Source organism: Nocardia sp. IBHARD005, assembly GCF_052814245.1.
The window spans coordinates 3129227-3152865 of the sequence record NZ_CP199935.1 but is presented as its reverse complement, the minus strand read 5'-3'; the positions used below and the strand labels follow the sequence as shown (position 1 = coordinate 3152865).

Below are 23639 nucleotides of genomic sequence, written 5' to 3'. Positions count from 1 at the left end.
CTCACCGATCCGGTAGTCCGGTGTGGGCTTCGCGCGCAGCGCACGATCGCGCACCTGGCACCGAAGGTGGGCCCGCGCAGCGAGTTCGGCCGGTCCCGCCGACCACCCCGCGCGCATGATCGGCGCGAGAACCAGGTCAGCGGCGTGGTAGAGCCCCTCCCGGTAGAGGTCGTGCAGGCCGGGCACACACGTCAGCGCCCACCGTGACAGCGGACCGAACGACGCGCCGGGCTTGGGCAGTACCCGGGACGGGGAACGCTGATACACGGTCACACCGGCCGCGACCGCGGGCCAGCTCGGGAATCATCTGTGCCGCTGGGGAGCCGGTGCCGACGACGGCGATCTGTCCGCTCAGGTCGGCGGTGTGATCCCACCGTGCGGAGTGGAACGCGGGTCCGCCGAAGGTCTGCGTTCCCCGCAATCGAGGAATCGCGGGTCGATGCAGTTGGCCGAGGGCCCACACGACCGCGTCGGTGCGGATCAGTTCCCCGGTGGTCGTGGTCAGTGTCCAGATGCGGTCGGTGTCGCTGTAGTCGGCCGCTACCACGGCGGTGTCGCAGCGCAGGTGCGGACGCAACCCGTTGCGGTCGGTGACCTCCCGCATGTATGTCAAGATCGCCTGCTGGCCCGCGTACCCCACATGGGCGTCTCGGTAGGGGGCGAAGGCGAAGCTGTACAGGTGGGCGGGTACGTAGCAGGAACAGCCCGGATAGGTGTTCTCCCGCCATACCCCTCCGACCTCGGGTCCTTCCTCGAGGATCAGGAAGTTCTCCACGCCGGCACGTTTCAGTTCCGCGGCCATGGTGAGCCCGCCGAAGCCCGCGCCGACCACGACCACGCTGTGTTGATCATGGGTTCGGTCATGGCTGTGCCTGGTCGCTGACCGAGGCGATGCCGGTACCCGTTGGCGTGCTCGGCCAGCCTGCCCATTCTTGCCACCACCGCAGGTAGTCGGGGGCGGCCATCGGAGCATCGAAAACTTCCAGGGCGATGTCGAACCCGGCGACCAACTCACCCAGGTGTGCTCCCAGGTGCTCACGATGACGGTGCAGTTCGAGGTGAACCCGTTGGGCGCGCCGTTGGTTCATCTGCCGGTTCGCGGCGAACCAGCTGCCGCGGGACGCTATTCGTTCCAGTGCATACACCGCCGTAGCGGATTCGAGCAGCCCCCGCGCGGTGTCGTCGTCAGACGTGGTGGAGGCGTGCCACAGCCCGGTCGCCGCGAGTCGTTCGCTGGTCGCCGCGGCGAATTCTATTGCGGCGGTCTCGCGATCTATCGCTGTGCCCGCCGCAATGATGTCGTCGTGTCGCAGCGCGGCCGCGATGCCTCTCTCCCTGTCGCCGAGCATCCGCACGTACCAAGGCAAATTCCGGGGCGTGCGCGGCAGCGCCAAAGCAGCGACGTCACGAAAGGTGAGTAGCCCGGCTTGTTTCCACAACAGCTGCGACTCACCCTCGGCGGGAATGATCCCTTCGGTATTGCCGATCAAGTCCTGAATCCAGTTGGTACGCAACGTTCCTTGCGCACCGCTGCGTTGCCTGCATGTCGGCAATACCGAGTGTGCGCTATAAGCCAGCAGCGGTTTGACCAGCATCGACCACACACCTACGACCGGATCTCCGGCCGGCGCGGTCGCTGCCATGTCCTGAACACGGCGCCCGAGCACGCTGGTGGCGTAGGTCGCCGCCAGCGCGGAGACCAAGTCGCGGCGGACCGTGCCTCGATCAGCCATCAGCGTCCGTCCACCAGGGCGGCGCTGAAGCGCGTAGTTGACCGTCACCGCTAACCCTGCTCGCGCACCGGCCGCGGCCGCGCCTGCCAAATCCAGTCGCCCCTGCCCTAATACTGCAACGGCATCTGTGTGAGTCGTTGCTGGTAGATCTGGTGCGTGGTGTTGGATCGTGTTGTGGCCGAGTTGGATTCGTTGATGTCGCGGATCGGTGGCCGGTTCGCGCGGTCGGAGCCGCGGGAGCGGGCGCGGGAATACGTGTCGGGGCTGCTGGCCGGGCTGGAGCGCAAGAATGGCTGGACGTTGGCCGAACGTGCTGGTGAGGGCTGTCCGGACGGGATGCAGCGGCTGTTACGCAAGGCCGACTGGGACGTCGAGGCCGTGCGTGATGACGTGCGCGACTATGTGGTCGAACACCTCGGCGACCCCGATGCTGTGCTCGCCGGTGACGAGACCGGTTTCCTGAAGAAGGGCACCAAATCCGCCGGGGTGCAACGCCAGTACTCCGGCACGGCCGGTCGGACGGAGAACTGCCAGATCGGGGTGTTCTTGGCGTACGCGTCGCGGCACGGGCATGCCCTGATCGATCGGGAGCTGTATCTGCCCGAGTCCTGGACCACCGATCGGGAGCGCTGTCGCGGCGCTGCGATTCCCGACGAGGTCGAGTTCGCGACCAAGCCCCGGCAGATGATCCTCATGCTCGAACGCGCGCTGGCCGCGAAGGTGCCGTTCTCCTGGTTCACCGCCGACGAAGCCTACGGCCAAGCCGGCTACTTGCGGGACTGGTGCGAGGACCACGACGTGTTCTATGTGCTGGCCACCCGCCGTGACCAGCAGGTGAGCACCCGCGCCGACCGGCTCGCGCGCGCCGAGGACCTCGTAGCGGAGTTCGGTGACCGCACCTGGCAGCGGTTCTCGGTCGGCGCCGGCGCGCACGGGCCGCGTGAATACCACTGGGCGCGACGCCAGATCGAGGGCACCTGGAAGACCGGGCGCGGGCACTGGCTGCTGGCACGGCGGGCGTTGACGCCCAACAGCAAAGGCGAGCACGAGATCGCCTACTACCTCTGCTACGGCCCCGCTACCGCCAGGTTGGTCGATCTGGCCTGGACCGCGGGATCACGCTGGCACGTGGAAGAGGCATTCCAGCAGGCCAAGGGTGAGGCAGGACTCGATCACTACCAGGTCCGCAGCTGGCGGGCCTGGTATGCGCACATCACTTTGTCGATGCTCGCCCTTGCGTGGTTGGCCGCGTCGAAAACCCTTGCTGCAAAGGGGGAACCAGCGATCTCGACGCGGACATGATCGCTCTCACGGTACCCGAGATCCGCCGTCTGTTGGTCGCGTTCGTACTGACCCCGCAACATAGGGCCGATCACATCTGGTTGTGGTCGAGATGGCGGCGCCGCCGCCAGTATCAAGCCCGGCTGTCTCACTATCGCCGCCGAGGCCACCCTCTCGATTGACCCACGAGTGCCGTTGCAGTACTAAGCGCGGCTCCAGCAAGGCGACGGCATCGGACGCCAGGTGGTAGGCGTCATCCTCGCGGCCCGTGCTGCGCCAGACATTGCCCAGCACCCAGCTTGCCGACGCCAGGGTCACCGGGTCGTCGGCAATCTCGGCAGCGGACATGCACCGGTCGGCGGCAAGCCAGAGCAGCGGCGCGTCAGCCACCCACGCAAGCACCTGTTCGGACAGGGCATACGCGCCCGACAGGGCAGCAGCAGCGGCGCGACGTTCCTGCCCGTCCATCGTGCGCAGCGCCCGGCGACCATCACGGATGAGTTCGGGCAGCATCGCACCGGCGTCCGCGCGGGGTGTGTCGGAGGTGTGCCACAGCCTCCATCCGCGTTCGACGCGGGCGGCCAGTTCGGCGGTGCCGACCGGTGACGGACTCGGCGTCAGGTCCACGCCCTCGATGGCCTCACGGATCGCCGGAACCACGGGATGCCCTGCGCGCCGGGAGATTCCGACCAACAGCTCGTGCTCCCCGGTGATCTCGGTCAGGTCCCGCACGCCCAGCGCCTGACCGATGCGCAACAGCATCTCCAGGCCGGGTGGGTGCTGGAGTCGGCCCTTTTCGACATCGCGTAGTAGCCAGTCCTCGGACCGGCCGACCAGACCGGCGACAACGGCACGTGTGCGGCCGGTGCGCGTGCGAATGGTCTGGATGCGTTCGCCGATAGCTTTCGCGGCGAGTTCGTCAGGGGTCGACATTGCCTGCCTTCGTCGTGGCGTTCATCCCAGGATAAGGCCCGGTAGACGTGGCACACCAGGGACTCAGGTAGGGGGAATCCCCCTACCGCGCACGGTGGTTCGCGGCCACCGGACCTCGGTGCGCGCCGGGCGCACAGTGCACACAACCCCACCGCCGGGGTATGCCGGACAACGCTGCTCGGCACATCGGGCGCAGTGAGCTGCGCGGAGGATGGCGAAAAGCTCTCCGGCGGTGGGCGCACCGACCTGACCCACAGGGGGACCCGTGACACTGCCCCAGCGCACGCCGCACACGAAACGACCGCACCCGGTAGAAGTCGCGCCACCCGAAGTGATCCGGCGGTTACTCGCCGCGCTCGATCAGTGGGAACCGAAGCGGCGGACATCGTGAGCGGCCCGGGACAGCCCCGCCTCGATGAGCTGACCGAGTGCGCCACGCTGGGTCAGGACTGTGATTGTGCGGTCTTGGCGAACAGTTCCAGCAGAGAGCTCCACCCGCCGCCGCCTTCGACGATGGTGTCCTGGATGGCTTTGCCGTCGACGAGCCGGTCGAGGTGGCGGTGTTCGAGGGTGACAGCGGTCTGTTCGGGCCCCTCGGCGGTGAAGCGGACCTCGATCTCGCTGGCGCGGGCCGGGTCGGGGTCGTACTCCCAGCGGCCGTTGATCTGCCAGGTCACCACCAGCCGGTGCGGTGGTTCCCACACCAGCACTCGACCCCAGTCGCATTCGGTGCCGTCGACGCCGCGCTCGTACCAGCGACCACCCTCGCCGGGTTCCAAGATCGCGTCGGCCATCTCGGTTTTGCCGATGTGATAGGCCGCAGGCCACCAGCTGCCGAAGGATTCGGTGAAGAACGCGAACGCCCGGTCCGGGCTCATCGCGACGGTGGCTTTGCCTTCCAGGACAGGCAGTTGTCCAGTGGTGCTCATGGTCGATTCTCCTGTTCGGGTTCGGTGGCCGCCGCGTCGGCGGCTTTCTGAAAAGCGGTCAACGCCTCGTCCCAGATGTTCTGGAAGTAGACCTGAATCGCGGCGAGACCTTCGGGGTTGATGCGGTAGATGCGTCTGGTGCCGTCCGGGGTCGCCACGACGAGACCGCCTTCTTTGAGGACACGTAGATGCTGTGAAACCGCTTGCCGGGTGATCGGCAGTGTTTCGGCGAGCTCGCCCACCGACATGGGTCGCCGGGCGAGGCGTTCGAAGATCGCCTTGCGGGTCGGGTCACCCAGGATCGCTAGATCCACATCTTTGAAAGCTCCCACTTGCGTAAGTGTGCGCTTTCAAATGCCGAAGCGCAAGACCTTGACATCGATACGCCGCGGCCCTCGCCCTGCGATGGCACGAACGAGGGCAGCGGCACCGGAATACCGCAGGCGGCTATCGATGGGCCGGAGGGTGGGTCTCGTACATCCGGATGCCGACGGCCGCCGCGGCGGCGGCACTGACAGCGGCGGCCGCCCAGACCGCGGCGTGCAGGCCGAGCAGGTCGGCGACAATGCCGCCCAGGATCGCGCCGACGGCGTAGCCGAGATCGCGCCAGACGCGGTAGACCCCGACCGCGCGCCCCCGCCACAGCGGGTGGGCGACATCGCCGACCACCGCGAGCAGCGTCGGATAGACCATCGCGGTCCCGGCGCCGAGCAGGATCGCGCCCGCGGCCCATCCTGCGAACCCATCGGAGGCGGCGATGACCGCTAGCGCACCGGCCTGCAGGGCCATACCGCCGGTGATGAGGTGCTTGCGGCCCCACCGGTCCGACAACGCCCCGGTGATCAGTTGACCGGCCCCCCACACGCCGGGATAAAGGGCGAACAACAGCCCGATCTGGCCGACGGTGAGATCGGCGGTGGCGAACAGCAGCGGGAACAGCCCCCACGACAGTCCGAAGTTGAGGTTGTTGACCAGCCCGGCGTGGCTGGCCGAGGACAGAGCGGGCTCGGTCAGGCTGGTCGCCACCGCGATCTGGCGATCGGTCAGATCCGCGTGCAGATGGTCGTGGAGTCCGTCGGCGCGCGGAGTATGTCCGGCGGCTTCCAGGCGGGCATAGTCGCGGGTCTCGCGGATGAACAATCCCGAGATCGCCAGCGCCAGTGCGGCATAGGCGAGGCCGAGCAGAAACGGTGCCGGACGCAGCCCGTAGCGTTCGGCGAGGCAACCCGCGAGCAGGGAACTGATCGCGACCGCGCCGTATCCGGCGGCTTCGTTGAGGCCCATCGCGAGGCCGCGCCGGGCGGGTCCGACGAGGTCGATCTTCATCACGACAGTGGTCGACCAGGTCAGGCCCTGGTTGATGCCGAGGAGCACGTTGGCCGCGATGACCCATCCCCAGTTGGGTGCGGCGATGATCATCAGCGGTACCGGTATCGCGAACAGCCAGCCGATCAGCAGAACGGGTTTGCGACCGTACCGGTCGGAGAAGGTGCCTGCGAAGTAGTTCGCGATCGCTTTGGCGATCCCGAAGGCGGCGACGTAGGTGAAGATGTAGGTGTAGCCGGTGAGCCCGAATTCGGACTCGGCCAGTAGCGGCAGCACGGTTTGCTGTTGGCCGACCATGCCACCGACGAGGGCGTTGACGGCAACCAGCAGGGCGAACTGCGCGGCGTTTTCTCGCAGTCCCAGGACCGGGGCCCGCACGCTGGGACGCAGGTTCATGCCCCGGCCGCCAGGTCCTGACCGAGCGCCGCGGCGTAGTCGGCCGGTGAGCCTTCCAGGATCCGGATGTCGGTGCGGCCGCTGCGTTCCAGGATGCTGGCCGCGGTCATCGCGCGTTCGCCGTGACCGCACATCACCGCCACCGGCCCGGCCGGGACGTCGGCCAGATGCGAGGTGAGAGTGCCGAGTTCGATGTTGCGGGCGGCCGGGACGTGTCCGGCGGTGTACTCGCCGCGTTGGCGGATGTCGAGCACTGTGGGCGCCGGGCGTGCGGCCAAGTCGTCGGCGTCGAGCAGATCCACCGTGTCGATCGGCCCGGTCCAGGCGGCCATCCCGCCGGCGAGTTCGCCGACCAGAGTGTCGAACCCGACTTTGGCTGCCTCCCAGGCGATGTCGACATGGTCCTGGGAGCTGTCGCGGACGATGATCACGGGCCGGTCCGGATCGACCAACCAGCCCAGCCACGTCCCGAACACCGGCCGCAAGGTGATCGACAGCGCTCCTGGGAGGTGGCCCGCGGCGAAATCGGCTGCGGGGCGGGTATCGACGACCTGTGCGCCGTCAGCGATCAGCTTGCTGGCCTGCTCGCTGGTCAGCGGGGCCAAGGTCGGGGTGGTTCCCAGAACGGCCGGGCCCTGGTGGTTGATCTCTCCCAGGCGCAGGAAGTAGTCGGGGAAGGACCCCAGCGAGGCGAGCAGGGCCTTGACGAAGGCATCCTCGTCCTCGACCTGCAACAGCGGATTGGTCACCCGCTCGCGGCCGATGGTGCTGACGCGTTCGCTGCCGGTGGCCGCCGAGCAGAACGAGCCTGCGCCGTGGGTGGGCCAGACGGGGGTGTCGTCGGGCAGTTCCATCAGCCGCTGGAGCGAGTGGTACTGCGCTCGGGCAAGCGGGATGGTCTGGTCGGGGCTGACCAGATCGGTGCGCCCGGCGGTCCCCACCATCAGGGATCCACCGGTGAACACGCCCTCGAGCAGGTCACCGTCGCGCAACAGATACGACAGATGCTCAGGGGAATGGCCCGGGGTGGCCAGCGCTTCGAGGACGAACTCTCCGATGGTGACGCTCTGTCCATCGCCGAGTGCGGTCACGGCGAACCCGCGGGGGCCGACGTCGGGGGCGATGACGGTCGCACCGTCGGTTTCCGCGAGTTCCCGCACGCCCGAGATGAAGTCGGCATGCAGGTGGGTTTCCACCGCGAAGGCGATCTGTAGACCACGGCGCCGCGCTTCGGCGCGAACCTCGCGGACGTCGCGTTCGGGGTCCAGGACCAGCGCGCGCCCGTCGCCGAGGTCGAGCAGGTAGGTCGAGTTGCCCAGCCCCTGGTCGATGACGGGGATGAGGGTGAAGTCGGTCGGCATCGCGTAACTCCTGGGTCGCTCGGTTCAGCCACGAACAATATTCCAATCAACCATGGAATACTATGAGACTATTCCATGTTTTCATGGAAGACAACCGCACGGTCCGACAACCTGCGGCGATCCATCGCTTCCACCGCGGTGGGTACTCTATTCCACAGATGATTGGAGGAGTCGTGAGTGATGACCGACCCGCCGCGAAGGCGGCGCTGTACGAGGCGTTCGCTGCCAGCGGCAAAGCTCTCGCCAGCGGCAAACGTCTCGAACTGCTGGATCTACTCGCCCAGGGTGAGCGGACCGTCGAATCGCTCGCCGCTGCCGCCGGGTTGAACCTCACGACCGCGTCGGCCCACTTGCAAACACTCAAGCAGGCCGGATTCGTCGCCACCCGACGCGAAGGCGTGCGGATCCACTACCGCCTCGCCGGCGAGGACGTGGCACAACTGTTCGCGTTGCTGCGCAAGGTCGCCGAAGCCCACCAGCCAGCCGTGACACCTGCCCGCGATAACTACCTGGGCCCCGCCGACGGCCGGGAGATGACCCGCGACGAACTGCTGACCCGCTCCAAGACTGGTCAGGTCGTCGTCCTGGATGTGCGCCCCGCGCCGGAGTATCAGGCTGGCCATATCCCTGCCGCGGTCAATATCCCTGTCGACCAGTTGGCCGACCGTATCGCCGAGCTCCCCGCTGACAGTGAGATCGTCGTCTACTGCCGCGGCGAGTACTGCGTGCTGGCCTACGACGCCGTGCGGCTGCTCACCGACCGCGGGCGCCGTGCGATCCGCCTCCATGACGGCATGCTCGAATGGCGTCTGGCCGAACTACCCCTCGCCCCCGCCTGACCCAGCTTGTCGAGCATTCGCTCCAACAGTTGGACCGACTCCTCGGCAGCACCGGGTCCGGCGTCTGGGGTCGCGGGTAGGGCGGGGCGATTCATGACGGTCGCCGATCGGGTACCAGGGCGGTGCCGAGAATGTGTTCGGCCGCCGGGGACGGGAAAGCCGTGTCGGGGAATCGGACCCGCTTTGTCATCGGTGAGGGTGAACCCCACATCGGGGAGCGCGAGCAGGGTGTCGCGGACCGGTGTGGCAGCCCTCATTGAGAGGCGGCCACACCGTTGACATGATCGATGATCCGAAGAGCGCCCGCAAGTTCGGGAATTGCCGATCCCCCCGCGCGCACTGGGGTTGCTCGAGACGATGCACATGACCCACAAGCCCGAGCACCTGGCGGTGGGGCGTCCACTCGCCGCCGGGGATCTGATCCTTGCCCGGATCGACGGGAAGCAGTTGCCCGTCCGCGATTACACCCGATTGTTCACCGAGCGGCGCACGGCGGCCAAGCTCCCCCCGATCACCCTGCGGAACACGCAGCACAGCTCCGTGTCGCGTGCGGCGGGGATACCGGCCGATATTGCCGCCGCCTGGCACGGGCATTCGGGACGCATGACGCAGGCCGTCTGTGGACGCGCCACCGACGACCGACCGCCGCCTCGGCGGCACTCTATAACGCTGTAGGACAGAGTTAGGACATGCCGCCGGGCAGGGACACCGGCCAGGACACGAAGAAACCCCCTCCAACGCAGGTCAGAGAGGGTTTCTTGAAAAGTGGAGCTAAGGGGACTCGAACCCCTGACCCCCACACTGCCAGTGTGGTGCGCTACCAGCTGCGCCATAGCCCCGTGTTCAGTTGTTTCAGCGGCTCTCGCTGCTGCCTGAATGAAGTTACACCATGCGTCTGAGCGAGAACAAATCGGCTGGTAGACGGCGAAAATGTGGGGTTACGGGCGGGGGTGCAGTGGCCCGTGGGGCGGGAAGGATCGGCTGGTCAGGGGTAGAATGTGCCGAACCTCACGTGGGGCTCATGGGGCCAGGTTCACTACCCAGTTCTCGTCTTGCCAGTTGATCTTGGTGGTGCCGTCGTAGATCGAAGGGGTGGCGGCTTTGTTGCCGGTGCGGGCGTCGAGGTCGGCGAGGTTTTTCGCGGCGGCAGTCTTGGCGGCATCGGATTGGGTGCCGTTGTTGATGCAGGCGGCGACGGATTCGGGGGCGCCGGATTCGGTGGCGATGGTGGCGAGGGCGGGGTTGCTCAGGTCGGAGCCGCCTTCGGCGGGCTGCCTCTTGGTGAACAGCGTCTCGTGGAACTTGCTGTAGGTGGGGCCCGAACCTGCTTGGGCGACACAGAGATTCGCGGCGATCGCGCGGGTGGAGTAGTCCTTGCTCTTGGACTGGGGGTCGAGGAAGCTGACGAGGTGGTAGTTCACCGCGAGCTTGCCTTCGTCGATCTTCTGGGCGAGTTCCTGACCGAAGCTGGTTTCCATCGCGCCGCAGGCGGGGCAGAGGGGGTCTTCGAAGATGTCGACGGTCTTGGGGGCGTCGGGGCGGCCGAGGCGGATGACGCCTTCGGGAGTGGTGCTGACCTGCACGGCGGCCTCGCGGACGGGGCCGTAGCCCTCGTTGCGTACGGCGGGCGGCGGTTCGGCGCTCCACTTGTAGGCAGCGAACACGATCAATCCGATGAGGACTACCGCCACCGCGGCCAGCGCGTAGGTGGTGTTGCTGGAAACGGGGCGCGGATTGTGCGAAGAACCGGCTGTGCTCACCCGTCCACTCTGCCTCGAGTGGCAGGCGGCTCGCCGCCCGGGCAGACCGAAATGGCGCTGACCTGCTACTGCGGCTTGCGGTAATCGCTGGGTCGACCGGCGGGAACCATGCCATCACGCACCACCGGCACACCGTCGGGGCTGCCATCGCAGCTGCATTGCGGGTCGATGCCGTCACCTGCGTGATCGGGGTGCTCGGGGTCTTCGGGATGGCTGATCTGCGAGGGCTCGGGCGTTACCAGCCACACCGCGGCCGACACCGCGAGTATCGCGCCGGTGACCGCCATACCCACCCCGAACGAGGTGCGTTCGGCCAGCCAGCCGATGACGATCGGGCCGAGCACGGTGCCGAAATCGGCCGACATCTGGAACGCGGCGAGCACCGGGCCGCCACGAGCGCGCGAACCGATCACATCGGCCAGTGCCGCCTGCTGCACGGGACTGAACATCCCCGAACCGAGGCCCGCGACAAACGACGCGATCAGGAACCACAGCAGGTTCGGCGCGAAGCCGAGCGCACCGGTCCCGAGCGCGCAGATGACTGAGCCTGCGATCAGGAACGGCTTGCGCCCGAACCGGTCGGAGAGCCGGCCCGACAGGAACAACACCGCCGCATTACCCGCGGCGAACACCGTCAACGCCACGCCCGCCATGCCGATTTCCTGGTGCAGGGTCTCGACAACCAGCAGGGGCACGAACGCCATCCGCACACCGAACACCGCGATGCCGCCCGCGAAACTCGACAGCAGTACCGCCCGGTAAGCGGGCTCGGCCCACCCTTGACGGAAGGTGAATTCGATCGGCTGCACACCGTTGTCCGGTGTGAGCACCGGCGATTCACGCAACCCGGCGAACACGATCACACACACCACCAGCAGCGCGGCCATATAGATGAGGAACGGCGCACGGAGCCCGAACTCGGCCAAACTACTTCCGACCAGCGGACCGAGCAGCGACCCGATCAGAAAACTCGTCGAGTAGAGCCCGGAGATCCGGCCACGCGCGGCAGGCGGTGACACCCGGATGATCAGCGCCATCGACGACACCGTGAACATCGTTGACCCGATACCGCCCAGCGAACGCAGCACCAGCAGTTGCCAATACGTTTGCGCCAGCGCGCACGCACCGGTCGACAGGGCAACGATCGCGATGCCGGCCAGATACACCCGCCGCTCGCCCAGCTTCTGCACGAGCCGCCCACTGGCGGGCGCGAACAGCAATCGCATCAACGCGAACGCACTCACGATCGCCGAGGCGGCCGCGATGCCGACTCCGAATTCACGCGCGTACTGCGGCAGAACGGGTGCGACGAGACCGAACCCGAGAGCGATCACGAAAGCGGCCGCGATCAGGACCCAGATCTCGGCGGGTAGCCGGACTTTGGCCGGAGCGCTCACTCGATCAGCGCCTGGTTCACCATCTCCTCGGCCGCAGCCTGCACCTGGGTGAGATGTTCAGGACCGAGGAACGACTCGGCGTAGATCTTGTATTTGTCCTCGGTGCCCGAGGGGCGTGCGGCGAACCAGGCGTTCTCCGTGGTGACCTTCAGCCCGCCCAGCGGCGCTCCGTTGCCGCGCGCGGTGGTGAGGATGCCGGTGATCTCCTCGCCCGCGATCTCGGTGCCGGTGACGGCGTCGGGAGTCAGGCGCGCGAGTTCGGCCTTCTGTGCAGCGGTGGCGGGGGCGTCGATGCGCGCATAGGCGGGGCTGCCGTACTGACGTTCGAGTTCGCCGTACCTGGCCGACGGGGTCTGGCCGGTGACGGCGGCGATCTCGGCGGCGAGCAGCGCGAGCAGGATGCCGTCCTTGTCGGTGGTCCACACGGTGCCGTCCATTCGAAGGAACGACGCGCCCGCGCTCTCCTCACCGCCGAAAGCCAAACTGCCACTGAACAATCCGGGTACGAACCACTTGAATCCGACCGGCACCTCGTACACATCCCGCCCGAGCACGCCGACCACGCGGTCGACCATGGACGAGGTGACGACGGTCTTGCCGATCTTGGTGAGCGCGTCCCACCACATCCGGTTCGCGACGAGGTATTCGATCGCGACGGCCAGGAAGTGGTTGGGGTTCATCAGGCCACCGTCGGGGGTGACGATGCCGTGCCGGTCGGCGTCGGCGTCGTTGCCGGTGGAGATGTCGTAGTCGTCCTTGATCCCGACCAGGGAGGCCATGGCGTGGCGCGAGGACGGATCCATCCGGATCTGGCCGTCGCTGTCGAGGGTCATGAAACGCCAGGTGGGGTCGACGAACGGGTTGACCACCTCGAGCTCGAGATCGAAGCGCTGCCCGATCTCCTCCCAGTAGTCCACGCTCGCGCCACCCATCGGGTCGGCGCCCATCCGGATGCCAGCGCCACGAATCGCGTCCAGGTTCAACGCGTTCGGCAGGTCGCAGACGTACTGGTCGAGGTAGTCGTAGCGCTGCACGTGGGAGTTCATCGCCTGGTCGAGCGAGACCCGCTTGACTCCGGCCAGGCCGCCGCGCAGCAGTTCGTTGGCGCGGGCGGCGATGGCGTCGGTGGCCTTGGTGTCGGCGGGGCCGCCGTGCGGTGGGTTGTATTTGAAGCCGCCGTCGCGCGGTGGGTTGTGCGAGGGGGTGACCACGATGCCGTCGGCCTGGTGCTTGGTGCCACCGCGGTTGTGGTTCAAGACAGCATGACTGAGCGCGGGCGTGGGGGTGTAGCGGCCACGGGCGTCGATCACGGCCGTGACGTCGTTGCCCGCCAGGACCTCGAGCGCGGTGGTCCAGGCGGGTTCGGACAGGGCATGGGTGTCGCGCGCGAGATAGACCGGGCCGGTGATGTCACGGGTGGCGCGGTATTCGACGATCGCCTGCGTGATCGCCATGATGTGGGCCTCGTTGAACGCGCCGTCCTCGCTGGACCCACGGTGCCCCGAGGTCCCGAACACCACCTGCTGGCTCGGCTCGTCCGGATCGGGGACGAGGCTGTAGTACGCGGTGACCAGGTGGGCGATGTCCACCAGGTCGGTCGGGCGGGCAGGCCGTCCGGCGCGATCGTGGGCCATGGTGGGTGTTCCCTTCCGTGTCGGCTGCGCGCGGCTGGTCATGAGGATCATGCGCACAACCACTGGGTCAGGGACGCGGCGGCGTACACCGCGGCCAGGCTCGCCGCGACGCTGATCACGACATTGCCCACGGCATACACGTAGGCGCCCTCGGTTACCAGACGGATCGTCTCGTAGCCGAACGTGCTGAACGTGGTCAGCGCACCACAGAAGCCGGTTGCCGCGAATGCCAGCAGCGCACTGCCCGCACTCGCGCCGATCAAACCCCCGAGCAACGCCGAACCGACAATGTTAACGGTTAGTGTCCCCCATGGCAGCCCAGTCGGAAACCGCGCCGACATCTGCCGGTCGATCAGGTACCGGGCAGGTGCGCCGAGCATGCCACCGGCTATCACCAGCGCCACCGTCATGCCACGCCTGCCTGTGTGGGAGCCGACATCTCGACCATCGGCCCACCCCCTTCCGTCGTCGAATTCATGCGAACCCCCGCCGCGCGACCCACCGGGTCGCGATCATGGCGACTGCCACGGCACCGAGTGCCGCCAGCACCGACAGACCGAGATAGGCCATCGCGGTGCCCGTCGCACCGGTGCCGATGAGTCTACGAATCTCGAGGCTATAGGTGGAGAAAGTCGTGAAGCCGCCCAGCACACCGATTCCCAGGAACGGCCGCACGAGTTTCGGCGCGTCCCACAGTTCGGTGACCACGACCATCAGCACCCCGATCGCGAAGCAGCCGAGCACATTCACCGTCAACGTCGACCACGGGAATCGGCCGGGGAGCACCGGCCACCAGTGACCCATGCCGAACCTCGCGACGGCACCGAGGCCGCCCCCCACCGAGATCGCCGCGAGGACGGCGGGATCGAGCGCCGGAGGCCGCGATGTCATGCGCTGCCCTCCCGGTGGCTGATCCGTGTGGTGGTCGTTGCTCATGGTATCGAGACCCACCGACACCAGTGCGCACGGTGCGGTCGCGGCAAACTTTCAGCAGACCGCACCGGCGAACGACGATGGCCCGAACCGGTTGCCGGTTCGGGCCATCGCGTCGCGGTTGTGCTGGATCAGTGCGCCAGCACCGGCTCGCCTTCGGCCGGAGCCGGCACGGTGTTCGGCATGAGCACCGCGATCACGATCGCACCGAGCACGAAAGTGGCCGTCGCCCACCAGAAGCTGGTGGTGTAGCTCTCGATCGCGCCCTGTGCCATGGTGAGCGGGCCCGGCTGATTCGACGACACGTAGTCGGTCATCGCCGAGGCCGCGATGGTGCTGAGCAGCGCGGTGCCGATGGAGCCACCGATCTGCTGGCTGGTGTTGACCATCGCCGAGGCGACACCGGCATCCTCGTGCTGCACACCCGCCGTCGAACCCTGGAACGCGACCGACATCGCACCACCGAGGCCGAGGCCGAGCAGTACCAGCGCGGGCAGGATATGGGTGACATAGCCCGAGTCGAGACCGATCTGGGTGAGCCACAGCATGCCCGCGGCGGCGATCAGGAAGCCACCGCTGATGACGATCTTGGGGCCGAGCTTCGGCAGCAGCAGCGACGGCGCGGTGGTCGAGGAGGCCACCATGCCCGCCACCATCGGCAGGAACGCGAGGCCGGTCACGATCGGCGTGTACGCCAGGGTCAGTTGCATGTAGAAAGTGAGGAACAGGAAGATCGCGAACATGCCGATGCCCATGACGAACACGGTCAGGTACGACGCGCCACGGGTGCGGTCGGCGACGATGCGCAACGGCAGCAACGGATGCGCGACCTTGGTCTCGATCCACACGAAGACCGCGAGCAGCACGGCGCCACCGAGCAGGAAGGCCAGCGTGGTCGGGTCGCTCCAGCCGTTGGACTCGGCGTGGGAGAAGCCGTAGACGATGCCGAACAGCGCGGCGGTGACGGTGACGGTGCCGTACCAGTCGAGCTTGGGCCGCGAGGTCGATGTGTGCTTGGCCAGCAGCAGCACGGCGCCGACGAGCGCGACGGCGGCGAAGATCAGGTTGATGTACATCGCCCAGCGCCAAGACGCCAATTCGGTGAGCACGCCACCGAGCAGCAGGCCGATCGCGCCACCCGCACCGGCCACGGCACCGAAGATGCCGAACGCCTTGGACCGTTCACCGGGTTCGGTGAAGGTGACCGTGAGCAGCGACAGCGCGGCGGGGGCGAGCAGCGCACCGAACACACCCTGGCCCACGCGGGCCGCGACGAGCATCTCGAAGCTGGTGGCCGCACCGCCGATGGCCGAGGCCACCGCGAAGCCGATCAGGCCGACGATGAAGGTGTTGCGGCGACCGAACAGGTCACTGAGCCTGCCGCCGAGCAGCAGGAGGCTACCGAAGGCCAGGGCGTAACCGGTGATGACCCATTGCCGGTCACCGTCGCCGAAGCCGAGGTCTGCCTGGGCAGCGGGCAGTGCGATGTTGACGATGGTCGCATCGAGCACGACCATCAGCTGGGCGATGCCGAGTACAGCAAGCACCCACCAGCGCAGGGCATGCGAGCCGCGGCGCTCGGTATCCGCGGGGCTCTTGGGCCCGGTGTCGAGTGTGGTGGTCATAACTCCCCTAGTAGGTCTGCGGGTGGTTTCGGGTGGCATAATTGGAGGCATCGCCTCCGCTTCATTCGAAGCTACCAGAGTAACGGAGAAATGACCTCCACTTAATCCCCCGGATTGATAGGATGCACTTGTGAATCACGCCACGACGACTGCCACACCACCCCGCAGATTGCGCGCCGACGCCGCGCGCAATCAGCAACGCATCGTCGCGGCCGCCCGTGAGCTGTTCGCCGATCACGGTCTCGAGATCACCCTCGACGATGTCGCCGAGCGCGCGGGCGTGGGCGTGGGGACCGTGTACCGGCGCTTCGCGAACAAGAAGGAACTCATCGCCGAGGTCTTCGACCAGCACGTGAAGGACTTCGCCGACGCGGCCGACGCGGCCATGGGCAACCCGGACGCCTGGCTCGGGTTCGTCGAGTTCTTCGAGAGCGCGTGCAAACACCTGGCGACCAACCGCGGTTTCGGCGAGGTGATGCTCGAACTCGAGGAAGATCCGGCCCGTTTCGCCGAGCTGCGCGACCGGATCCAACCTGCGGTCGCGGGCATCGTCGATCGTGCGCGCGCGGCGGGCGCGGTGGACCCCGACATCGCGACCTCCGACTTCTTCGCGCTGATCCACATGGTCAATTCCCTCGCGGAGTTCGCGGGCCCGGTGAATTCCGAAGTGTGGCAACGGTATATGGCCATCGCGCTCAACGGCGTCCGCACCGACGCGGTGCCGCGCAGGCCACTACTGGTCGCGCCGATGACCGACGAGGAGGTCGAGCAGGCCAAGACCGCCGGCTGCCTCGGCCGCCGTCGCTGACCCGAAACGTGTCCATCCAGTAGCGCACGTCACAGCGCATCCTCTACTGTTGGACACATGACCAAGAGTACCTGGGCGAACTGGGCAGGCGAGCAGCGCTGCGCACCCGCCGTCGTCGCCGCGCCGCGTGACGTCGAGGAACTGGCCGCGATCGTGACCGATTCGGCCGCCGCGGGGCGGACCGTACGCGTCGCCGGGTCGGGGCACTCGTTCACCGACGCCGTGCTCACCGACGGCACCCTGGTCGATCTCAGTGGTCTGGACAAGGTCCTCGATGTCGACGCCGACACCGGGCAGGTCCGGGTGGAAGCCGGGATCTCGCTGCACGCGGCGAGCCCACTGCTGCACGGGCACGGGCTGGCCTTCCCCAATCTCGGCGACATCGATACGCAGAGCCTCGCGGGCGCCACCGCCACCGCCACCCACGGCACCGGCGCCCGGCTGCGCAATATCTCCGCGGCGCTGCACTCGGTGGAGGTACTGCGCGCCGACGGCACCCGGGTGGAGCTCAACGAGCAGACCGACCCCGATGGCTGGCGGGCGGCACGGGTCAGTGTCGGCGCGCTCGGCATCGTCACCGCGGCCACCGTGCAGCTCGAGCCGTCGTTCGTGCTCGAGTGCGTCGAGCGGCCGGTGCCGCTGACCGAGGTGCTCGCCGATATCGACGAATTCGCCGACGGCAGCGATCATTTCGAGTTCTTCGCCTTCCCGCACAGCGATACCGCGATGACCAAGGCCATCGATCGCACCGAGTCGCCGGAACAACCGCGCGGCAAGGTGCGCGAGTGGATCAACGACATCTTGATCGCCAACCATGTCTACGACGGCATGTGCAGGCTGGGCCGGCGAATTCCGGCCGCCATCCCCATGATTCACCGCGCGGCCACCCTGGCAGGCAGTAACAACCGGCAGATCGACCGCTCGTATCGGGTGTTCTCCACCCCGCGGCTGGTGAAGTTCACCGAGATGGAATACGCGATCCCCCGCGTGCACGCGGCCGAGGCGATTCGCGAAATCCTGGCACTGGGAAGGCGATTCGGCACACCGATGCCGATCGAGGTGCGCTGGGTCGCGCCCGACGACGCCTTCCTGTCCCCCGCGAGCGGACGCGAGACCTGCTACATCGCGGTGCACCAGTATCAGGGCATGGTGTGGGAGCCGTATTTCCGCGCGTGTGAGGCGGTATTCGACGCCATCGACGGCAGACCGCACTGGGGCAAACACCACTTCCAGACCGCCGCGACGCTGCGCTCGCGCTACCCCGACTGGGACCGCTTCACCGCCGTCCGACGGCGCTTCGACCCCACCGGCGTGTTCGCCAACGACTACGTGCACCGGGTGCTCGGCGCACTCGACTGACGCGGCGTGCGGACACCGCTCACCGATGACGCCGTCGGGCTCTCGGATGTGGTGGTCACGATGGGGTGCGGTGAGGTGTGTCCGTACTTTCCCGGAATCAGCTATCGCGACCGGGTGCTGCCGGATCCGGCCGGGCAGCCGATCGAGGTCGTTCGCGGCATTCGCGACCACCTGCAGATTCTGATCGGGAACCTGATCGCGGAACTGGTGCCGGTGCCCGCGCGTTGACGTCCGATTCGTTCAAGACCGCACCCCGCTCGGGTGCCTACGCTGCGAATATGACTCCACAGCTCGATGTCGTGTCCGTTGTTGTTTCCGATATGGCCGCTTCGGTGGCCTTCTACCGCAGGCTGGGACTGGCTTTCCCGGACGGTGCCGAATCCGGGGGGCATGCCGAGGCCGTGATCGGCACCGGCCTGCGGCTGGCGCTGGACACCGAGGCGACGATCGCCTCCTTCACACCCGATTGGCGACCGCCGACCGGTCCCGGCCGCAGCAGTCTGGCGTTTCGATGCGCCGATCCGGCCGAGGTCGACAAGCTCTACGCCGAGCTCGTCGACGCCGGCCATCACGGCGAACTCCCACCGTGGGATGCCTTCTGGTGCCAGCGTTACGCCACACTCGCTGACCCCGACGGGCACGGAATCGACCTCTACGCGCCGTTGCCCGCCGAATAGGCCGACCAGTCGTGGGGGTCGCGCTGGCGCTGCTGATAGCGGCCGAGCATCTCGCGGACCTCGTCGCTCACCGGGGGTTCTCCGGTGAGCCTTGTCCACAGGTGCGCGTCGTGGTCGGTGAGCGTCAACGGTCCGGTCGCGGCCACGTCGACGACGAAGGTGAACTGCCTGGTGCGGGCGCCTTCGCCGGTCAGATAGTCGAAATCGCCGAGGTAGTCGCTGACTCCGGTGACCTCGAGCCCGGTTTCCTGCGCGACTTCGCGGGCCAGCGCTTCGTCGAGTGCCTCACCCGGCTCGACGACGCCGCTGGGCAACTCCCACCGGCCGCCCAGGAAATCCGATCGTCGGCGGCGCAGGATGAGCACTCGATGATGGCGGACGACGACCGCGCCGACGACAAGTCGGCGGATTTCGTCTCGTTCTGCCTCGATACGGAGAGTGGAGTACACGGATTCGTCGATCATCGGGTCACATCCTCTCGTCGGTGTTTCGGACTGGCCTAAGCACTTGCGACGGGGCGTGCACTCTTGAGCCTAAACCTTCCGCTACGCTGTGCCGAATGAGACTTTTCGGGCAGCGAGACGCCCGATCAGCGGTGTTGCAGGGCGCCAACCGAGCATCCCGCCAGGTCACGGAACTCCCGCGACAGGTGTGCCTGGTCGGCGAAGCCGGTCGTGGCGGCGATTCGCGCGGCCGGAAGTCCGGTGCGAACCGCCGCCAGCGCACGTTGAAAGCGCAGAATACGCGCCAACATCTTGGGGCCGTAGCCGAAGGCGAACAGGGAGCGCCGGTGCAGCATCCGGGCCGACATACCCGTCCGGGCAGCGGTCTCGGCGACCGTCGCGCCTGCCGACAGCGAATCGACAACCGCGGTGAGAGCTGGATCCGCGGGCCCTTTTTCAGTAGCGAATCGCCATGCGATCGTCTCGAGCGCCGTGACGCGGTCGGGCGCGTTGTCGATCCGGTCGACGAGTTCGCGGGTGGTGCGCGACGGCGCCAGCTCGGCCAGGTCGACCCGCTGGTTCAGCAGTTCCACCGCCGGAATCCCGAGCAACGTGGGCGCGGTGCCCGGCGCGAATCTGATGCCGACGAATTCGCTCGCCCGGGCGGTGGGTGCCAGGAACGCGCGACTGTCCGGGCCCGCGACCATCAGCGTGCCCTCGGTCCAGATCAGATCCATGCAACCGTCGGGGAACACCCTGACGGGACCGGTGTGAGCGGGCATGGTTCGCGACCAGACCACCGCTCGGTCCAGCCGCGATTCGCGTTCCCGGTATTCGGCCACACTTCGACGGTAGCCGCACCCACCGACAGGTAGTTGCCGCACCGTCATCGCCCCCTACGTAAGATCTGACGGCACGACGTTCGCTCGGCAGAGGGGTGCCCTATGCAACCGACAGCATCAGTGCGGGGTGGACGGCCGCGGGTGGCGGGATTTCCCGGCGCCGATATAGATATCGAGCCGGACGTGTGGTCGGGGGCGCCGGTCGACGACGACCGGATCCGGGCGTTGGCCGTCGGCGCGTATTACGGGCGAAGTTGGGGTGCGCAGTGCGATGGCGTCGCGTTTCTGCCGGAGGAGCCCGACAGCGCGTCGACCCGGCGCGAGACCGCGATCGAAGGACTGCACGAGTCGTGGGGTGTCGACAATGCCGAGGACGCGCATGACACCGTGCGGCGATTGCTGGCCGGGATGCACGCGCCGCTGTTCGAACTCGTCCATCCACTCGCCGTCATGGCCTCGACCGATACCGGCCGGGTCGACCGGTCAGGCTTGGCCGACGAACATCGCGAATTCCTCCACACACTCTCGGGTTTCCGCGGTTATCGCGGGCCTGCCGGGATCGATCGCGACTACGACGCGTGGCTGCAAGCCATCAAGCTCGGCATCACCGACAGTCTGCCGGCGCCGCTGCAGATCGACGCCACCGCATGGGATCTGGCCCGGCTGGTGTTCATCGCCCGCGCCGCGTGCACGGCGGGTTATCTGACCGACGACGAGGCGTGGGAGCACATGCTGACCGGGCTGGATCGGGCGCGCCAGCACTATCGCAACTGGCGGCAGTTCGGCGACGGGTTCCTCACGGGGGCGATCTTCTGGGCGGCCACACAGGATCTATCGGCCGCGAAAAGCCAAGTGGCCGAACGTAGGCGGATGATCGCGGGGCTACACCTTCGACCATCGAGTCCGTGGCGGCGGGTGGCCCTGCATCCAGGTTCGCCGGTGTTCAGCCCGGCATCGTCAGCATGATGCCGACGGCTTGACGGCGGAACGGGTCGTCGTCGACCATCCCCAGTTTGCGGCGTTCCACCAGCAGCTGCCATTCGCCGAAGAGGTCGGCCGAGCAGGGCATGGACTGGGCGATGGAACCGTCGACGTGCTCGATTTCGCAGGCAAGGCCGACGGCCTCGGTGATGCGGGTGAAGTCGGCGGGTTCCCAGTCGACGAAGTCGAGGTCGGTGCCCGCGCCCGAAATCCGCAGGGTCGCAACCTGTCCGGGTTCTGTGCGCACTTCGGCACCGGTGAGAACCGAGACCGGGAATTCGTAGACCGCCCACGCGGAGACGAACAGCAGGCGCACAGTTGTGATCGCGACCAGACCCGGCGCACCCTCGTGGCCGGCCTGAGCCAGTTCGAGAACGTACTCGTCGGGGCGGGCACAGCTGTGCAGAATGTCGATCTCGCGTACGGAGTTGCCCGCGTGGCGCATTCGGCGCGCTGCCGCGGTGACATCGGGACGGTGTCGGCCGTTCGGAGCCTGAACCGCTTGCGGTGGAACGAGATTCGGCCGGGGCGGAAACACCCTGCGCAGGCTGACGAGGTCGCGTTCGACAGCTCTGATCAGCGCCTGCGCCTGCTCGCGTAGATCGGTTTCCAGGAACACCGGCACCGGATGGCGATCCGTCGGCGCGCCGTTGACCACGAACTGTGCCGACCGGAAGAACAGCAGCAGCGCCATCTGCCCGTCCTCGGTGGTCGCGAGCGCGATCCTGCCCAGCTCGGCCACGCCGACATCGAGCGCGATCTCGTTGTCGGCGCGCAGCGGCGTCGTCACCAACCGCCCGTCCGCATACCGGACCGCGACTCGCGCACCCCATACTTCGATCACCGCCACGTCCCTCCTGGCATGCCCCGCATCGGTGGATCCTACCGAGGGGTCATCACGGGCAGGGGGAATGGTCCTGCCGATGGTGTGCGAACGCGCACTGAGGTGGCAGGCTGTAGGTATGCCCGATGAACAGGAAGTCTCCGCCGAACAGTCCGGTGCCGCGAACGAAACTCCGGAAGAGGCGACCAAGCGGAAGTTCCGCGAGGCGCTCGAGCGGAAGAACGGCCACTCCTCCGCGGGTGGGGCCGCCCAGAATTCCGCCAAAGTGCGTGGTACGCATGCTCAGGCGGGTGGGAAGCGGACCTTCCGCCGTCGCGCAGGCGGGTAGTTTCGCGCACGGCCGGTCTCCGATGCCTTGCCCGTGAGCAGCCCTGCCGCCACAGGTAATCACCTTGTGGCACAGGGCTTTTCGCGTATCTACTGCAAGCGGTAGGTATCGGCGTCGGCTTCGGATCGCACGGCGTTGTCGAAGGTGACACCGCTGTCGGCTTCGCTGAAGACCAGCCAGCAGCCCCGGATGGCGCCGAGCAGGTCTTCGAGCAGGTCGATCGCGGGGCGGGTGGGGTCGAGGCGGCAGATGCGGTAGCCGTCGGTCCAGGCGTCGGGATCGTCGTCCTCGTCGTGTTCCTCGATGTCCTGCGCGGCGTCGATGATTCCGTCCAGGTCGCGGACCTTGCCCTCGGAGACGGCGATGGCATCGGCGATCAGGTCGACCACCACCTGGGTGGGCGTCTCCCCCGCGCCGAGCCGTTCCAAGACCACGGTCGGCGTTTCGACCTGGAGTGCTTCGATGTCATCCGCCTCGGCGACCACATCCACCGGCTCGAGGCCCGTGACCTCGCCCGCCACGGTGGCCGCGGCCCGCAGCCAGTGTGCGGCGGCGACCGACGCGGCGGCGGGGTCCAGTTCGGTGAACAGGTCGATCGTGCCCAAGGGATTGGCGCGCAGCAGCGTGTCGGCGGCGTGCACCTGGACCGGGGAGATCTCCGGTCGGGTCAGTTCGACGGCTTGTCGCGCCCGGCCGCCCAGATCGCCCAGCTCCGCGGCCGTGATCGCCGCCTGCTCGGTCAGCACTTCGTTCACCAAGCGGTCGATCAGGCCCGCATCGCCGATCGCATGGAGCACGCGGCCGAGATGATGCGCCGATTCCTCGATGGGGCTGTAGAAGACCAGCATGCACCCGTCCTCATCGGGCAGGTTGGGCGTGCGCAGCGCGTCTTCGACCTTCGCGAACCGACCACGTTCCTCCGCCCGCCGCCACGCCTCCCCGTTCTCGACATCGGGATCCCCGGCAGCGGTCGCCGGATGCGTATAGGTCCGCCACTGGAACCGCGCCAAACTCGCCAGCGCGGCCGCCAACTCCACCCCGTGCTCGGCCCCCGGCACCTCGGCGATCGTCTCGGCGACGTCACCCCGACCGGTCCCCCAGGTAGCGACCAACGTCCCCGCTCCCGAGTCGTATGCATACCGCGTCACACGCTCAGTTCTACGTGGCCCACCAGCACGCCCCTGCACCAGGGTCGCACCGATCAGGTCCG

The 23639-nt window shown here is 67.5% G+C and carries 25 protein-coding genes, 1 tRNA gene and 1 pseudogene; 9 read left to right on the top strand and 18 right to left on the bottom strand.

Translation table 11 applies throughout. The annotated features are described in order from the left end of the window. Nucleotides 1-136: 136 nt before the first annotated feature. Together ACTWPB_RS14750 and ACTWPB_RS14745 are read right to left on the bottom strand one after the other, a co-directional pair. On the bottom strand, nt 137-838 hold the full coding sequence (locus tag ACTWPB_RS14750; RefSeq protein WP_446221243.1) for a flavin-containing monooxygenase: 702 nt from the start codon (nt 836-838) through the stop codon (nt 137-139). Between the two features lie 22 nt (nt 839-860). Beyond that, on the bottom strand, nt 861-1901 hold the full coding sequence (locus ACTWPB_RS14745; RefSeq protein WP_446226349.1) for an acyl-CoA dehydrogenase family protein: 1041 nt from the start codon (nt 1899-1901) through the stop codon (nt 861-863). Here ACTWPB_RS14745 and ACTWPB_RS14740 point away from each other — a divergent pair. Further along, nucleotides 1890-3035, top strand: coding sequence for an IS701 family transposase (locus tag ACTWPB_RS14740; RefSeq protein WP_446221242.1), 1146 nt, complete (start codon nt 1890-1892; stop codon nt 3033-3035). The genes ACTWPB_RS14745 and ACTWPB_RS14740 overlap by 12 nt on opposite strands. Nucleotides 3036-3041: 6 nt before the next feature. Here ACTWPB_RS14740 and ACTWPB_RS14735 read toward each other — a convergent pair whose 3' ends face one another. The 5 genes from ACTWPB_RS14735 to ACTWPB_RS14715 form a co-directional block, all read right to left on the bottom strand. After that, nucleotides 3042-3947: a helix-turn-helix domain-containing protein gene (locus ACTWPB_RS14735; RefSeq protein ID WP_446226197.1), complete on the bottom strand. Its 906-nt coding sequence runs from the start codon at nt 3945-3947 to the stop codon at nt 3042-3044. A gap of 443 nt (nt 3948-4390) precedes the next feature. Further along, nucleotides 4391-4876, bottom strand: a complete 486-nt coding sequence (locus ACTWPB_RS14730) for an SRPBCC family protein (protein ID WP_446226196.1) — start codon at nt 4874-4876, stop codon at nt 4391-4393. Continuing rightward, nucleotides 4873-5208: an ArsR/SmtB family transcription factor gene (locus tag ACTWPB_RS14725; RefSeq protein ID WP_446226195.1), complete on the bottom strand. Its 336-nt coding sequence runs from the start codon at nt 5206-5208 to the stop codon at nt 4873-4875. Before ACTWPB_RS14725 ends, ACTWPB_RS14730 begins: the two co-directional genes overlap by 4 nt. Nucleotides 5209-5323: 115 nt before the next feature. After that, entirely contained in the window at nt 5324-6598 is a 1275-nt protein-coding gene (locus ACTWPB_RS14720) for an MFS transporter (RefSeq protein WP_446226194.1), read from the bottom strand. Then, the gene (locus ACTWPB_RS14715) at nt 6595-7959 is read right to left on the bottom strand and encodes an MBL fold metallo-hydrolase (RefSeq protein WP_446226193.1); all 1365 of its coding nucleotides are present in this window, start codon (nt 7957-7959) and stop codon (nt 6595-6597) included. Before ACTWPB_RS14715 ends, ACTWPB_RS14720 begins: the two co-directional genes overlap by 4 nt. A gap of 173 nt (nt 7960-8132) precedes the next feature. On the opposite strand from ACTWPB_RS14715, the gene ACTWPB_RS14710 reads away from it, so the two are divergent. Together ACTWPB_RS14710 and ACTWPB_RS14705 are read left to right on the top strand one after the other, a co-directional pair. After that, nucleotides 8133-8798, top strand: coding sequence for an ArsR/SmtB family transcription factor (locus ACTWPB_RS14710; protein ID WP_446226192.1), 666 nt, complete (start codon nt 8133-8135; stop codon nt 8796-8798). A gap of 318 nt (nt 8799-9116) precedes the next feature. Then, entirely contained in the window at nt 9117-9473 is a 357-nt protein-coding gene (locus ACTWPB_RS14705; protein ID WP_446226191.1) for a hypothetical protein, read from the top strand. Nucleotides 9474-9564: 91 nt separating this feature from the next. On the opposite strand, the gene ACTWPB_RS14700 is transcribed toward ACTWPB_RS14705, so the two are convergent. The 7 genes from ACTWPB_RS14700 to ACTWPB_RS14670 all read right to left on the bottom strand — a co-directional run bounded on the left by ACTWPB_RS14700 (nt 9565) and on the right by ACTWPB_RS14670 (nt 16147). Next, nucleotides 9565-9637: transfer RNA gene (locus tag ACTWPB_RS14700), tRNA-Ala, on the bottom strand. A 180-nt stretch (nt 9638-9817) separates the two neighbouring features. After that, the gene (locus ACTWPB_RS14695) at nt 9818-10558 is read right to left on the bottom strand and encodes a DsbA family protein (RefSeq protein ID WP_446226190.1); all 741 of its coding nucleotides are present in this window, start codon (nt 10556-10558) and stop codon (nt 9818-9820) included. A 65-nt stretch (nt 10559-10623) separates the two neighbouring features. Further along, a complete protein-coding gene (locus ACTWPB_RS14690; RefSeq protein ID WP_446226189.1) occupies nt 10624-11955 on the bottom strand; it encodes an MFS transporter in 1332 nt (443 codons plus the stop codon). After that, complete coding sequence (pgm, locus tag ACTWPB_RS14685) at nt 11952-13589, bottom strand: phosphoglucomutase (alpha-D-glucose-1,6-bisphosphate-dependent) (RefSeq protein WP_446226188.1); 1638 nt, start codon at nt 13587-13589, stop codon at nt 11952-11954. Before pgm ends, ACTWPB_RS14690 begins: the two co-directional genes overlap by 4 nt. 47 nt (nt 13590-13636) lie before the next feature. Then, nucleotides 13637-13999, bottom strand: coding sequence for a fluoride efflux transporter CrcB (gene crcB, locus ACTWPB_RS14680; RefSeq protein WP_446226187.1), 363 nt, complete (start codon nt 13997-13999; stop codon nt 13637-13639). A 64-nt stretch (nt 14000-14063) separates the two neighbouring features. After that, nucleotides 14064-14480 carry a fluoride efflux transporter FluC gene (locus ACTWPB_RS14675; protein WP_446226186.1) on the bottom strand — a complete coding sequence of 139 codons (417 nt, stop codon included), beginning with the start codon at nt 14478-14480 and terminating at the stop codon, nt 14064-14066. Between the two features lie 173 nt (nt 14481-14653). Beyond that, complete coding sequence (locus ACTWPB_RS14670; RefSeq protein ID WP_446226185.1) at nt 14654-16147, bottom strand: MFS transporter; 1494 nt, start codon at nt 16145-16147, stop codon at nt 14654-14656. Nucleotides 16148-16277: 130 nt separating this feature from the next. Between ACTWPB_RS14670 and ACTWPB_RS14665 the strand changes: the two genes are divergently transcribed. The 4 genes and pseudogenes from ACTWPB_RS14665 to ACTWPB_RS14650 all read left to right on the top strand — a co-directional run bounded on the left by ACTWPB_RS14665 (nt 16278) and on the right by ACTWPB_RS14650 (nt 18991). Continuing rightward, entirely contained in the window at nt 16278-16955 is a 678-nt protein-coding gene (locus tag ACTWPB_RS14665; RefSeq protein ID WP_446226184.1) for a TetR/AcrR family transcriptional regulator, read from the top strand. 57 nt (nt 16956-17012) lie between these two features. After that, nucleotides 17013-18314 carry a D-arabinono-1,4-lactone oxidase gene (locus tag ACTWPB_RS14660; protein ID WP_446226183.1) on the top strand — a complete coding sequence of 434 codons (1302 nt, stop codon included), beginning with the start codon at nt 17013-17015 and terminating at the stop codon, nt 18312-18314. Nucleotides 18315-18332: 18 nt separating this feature from the next. After that, nucleotides 18333-18542: pseudogene (locus ACTWPB_RS14655) on the top strand (heat-shock protein HtpX); the annotation flags it as partial. Nucleotides 18543-18592: 50 nt separating this feature from the next. After that, complete coding sequence (locus tag ACTWPB_RS14650) at nt 18593-18991, top strand: VOC family protein (protein WP_446226182.1); 399 nt, start codon at nt 18593-18595, stop codon at nt 18989-18991. Here ACTWPB_RS14650 and ACTWPB_RS14645 read toward each other — a convergent pair. After that, nucleotides 18967-19455 (bottom strand): NUDIX domain-containing protein, encoded by a 489-nt coding sequence (locus ACTWPB_RS14645; protein WP_446226181.1) that lies wholly within the window; start codon nt 19453-19455, stop codon nt 18967-18969. The genes ACTWPB_RS14650 and ACTWPB_RS14645 overlap by 25 nt on opposite strands. A 125-nt stretch (nt 19456-19580) precedes the next feature. Then, entirely contained in the window at nt 19581-20276 is a 696-nt protein-coding gene (locus ACTWPB_RS14640; protein ID WP_446226180.1) for a helix-turn-helix domain-containing protein, read from the bottom strand. Nucleotides 20277-20378: 102 nt separating this feature from the next. On the opposite strand from ACTWPB_RS14640, the gene ACTWPB_RS14635 reads away from it, so the two are divergent. Continuing rightward, nucleotides 20379-21242 carry a DUF1266 domain-containing protein gene (locus ACTWPB_RS14635; RefSeq protein WP_446226179.1) on the top strand — a complete coding sequence of 288 codons (864 nt, stop codon included), beginning with the start codon at nt 20379-20381 and terminating at the stop codon, nt 21240-21242. On the opposite strand, the gene ACTWPB_RS14630 is transcribed toward ACTWPB_RS14635, so the two are convergent. Further along, nucleotides 21220-22107 (bottom strand): hypothetical protein, encoded by an 888-nt coding sequence (locus tag ACTWPB_RS14630; RefSeq protein ID WP_446226178.1) that lies wholly within the window; start codon nt 22105-22107, stop codon nt 21220-21222. The two genes, ACTWPB_RS14635 and ACTWPB_RS14630, sit on opposite strands and share 23 nt — an antisense overlap. Before the next feature lie 112 nt (nt 22108-22219). On the opposite strand from ACTWPB_RS14630, the gene ACTWPB_RS14625 reads away from it, so the two are divergent. Further along, nucleotides 22220-22429 (top strand): DUF5302 domain-containing protein, encoded by a 210-nt coding sequence (locus tag ACTWPB_RS14625; protein WP_378920802.1) that lies wholly within the window; start codon nt 22220-22222, stop codon nt 22427-22429. Nucleotides 22430-22518: 89 nt separating this feature from the next. Here ACTWPB_RS14625 and ACTWPB_RS14620 read toward each other — a convergent pair whose 3' ends face one another. Further along, entirely contained in the window at nt 22519-23577 is a 1059-nt protein-coding gene (locus ACTWPB_RS14620; protein ID WP_446226177.1) for a hypothetical protein, read from the bottom strand. Between the last annotated feature and the right edge of the window lie 62 nt (nt 23578-23639).

Bases quoted from the DNA above. Each gene is read 5' to 3' on its own strand.
- ACTWPB_RS14735 (WP_446226197.1), bottom strand. From the start codon at position 3,947: ATGTCGACCCCTGACGAACTCGCCGCGAAAGCTATCGGCGAACGCATC.
- ACTWPB_RS14730 (WP_446226196.1), bottom strand. From the start codon at position 4,876: ATGAGCACCACTGGACAACTGCCTGTCCTGGAAGGCAAAGCCACCGTC.
- ACTWPB_RS14720 (WP_446226194.1), bottom strand. From the start codon at position 6,598: ATGAACCTGCGTCCCAGCGTGCGGGCCCCGGTCCTGGGACTGCGAGAA.
- ACTWPB_RS14715 (WP_446226193.1), bottom strand. From the start codon at position 7,959: ATGCCGACCGACTTCACCCTCATCCCCGTCATCGACCAGGGGCTGGGC.
- pgm (WP_446226188.1), bottom strand. From the start codon at position 13,589: ATGGCCCACGATCGCGCCGGACGGCCTGCCCGCCCGACCGACCTGGTG.
- crcB (WP_446226187.1), bottom strand. From the start codon at position 13,999: ATGACGGTGGCGCTGGTGATAGCCGGTGGCATGCTCGGCGCACCTGCC.
- ACTWPB_RS14675 (WP_446226186.1), bottom strand. From the start codon at position 14,480: ATGACATCGCGGCCTCCGGCGCTCGATCCCGCCGTCCTCGCGGCGATC.
- ACTWPB_RS14670 (WP_446226185.1), bottom strand. From the start codon at position 16,147: ATGACCACCACACTCGACACCGGGCCCAAGAGCCCCGCGGATACCGAG.
- ACTWPB_RS14660 (WP_446226183.1), top strand. From the start codon at position 17,013: ATGACCAAGAGTACCTGGGCGAACTGGGCAGGCGAGCAGCGCTGCGCA.
- ACTWPB_RS14650 (WP_446226182.1), top strand. From the start codon at position 18,593: ATGACTCCACAGCTCGATGTCGTGTCCGTTGTTGTTTCCGATATGGCC.
- ACTWPB_RS14645 (WP_446226181.1), bottom strand. From the start codon at position 19,455: ATGATCGACGAATCCGTGTACTCCACTCTCCGTATCGAGGCAGAACGA.
- ACTWPB_RS14635 (WP_446226179.1), top strand. From the start codon at position 20,379: ATGCAACCGACAGCATCAGTGCGGGGTGGACGGCCGCGGGTGGCGGGA.
- ACTWPB_RS14625 (WP_378920802.1), top strand. From the start codon at position 22,220: ATGCCCGATGAACAGGAAGTCTCCGCCGAACAGTCCGGTGCCGCGAAC.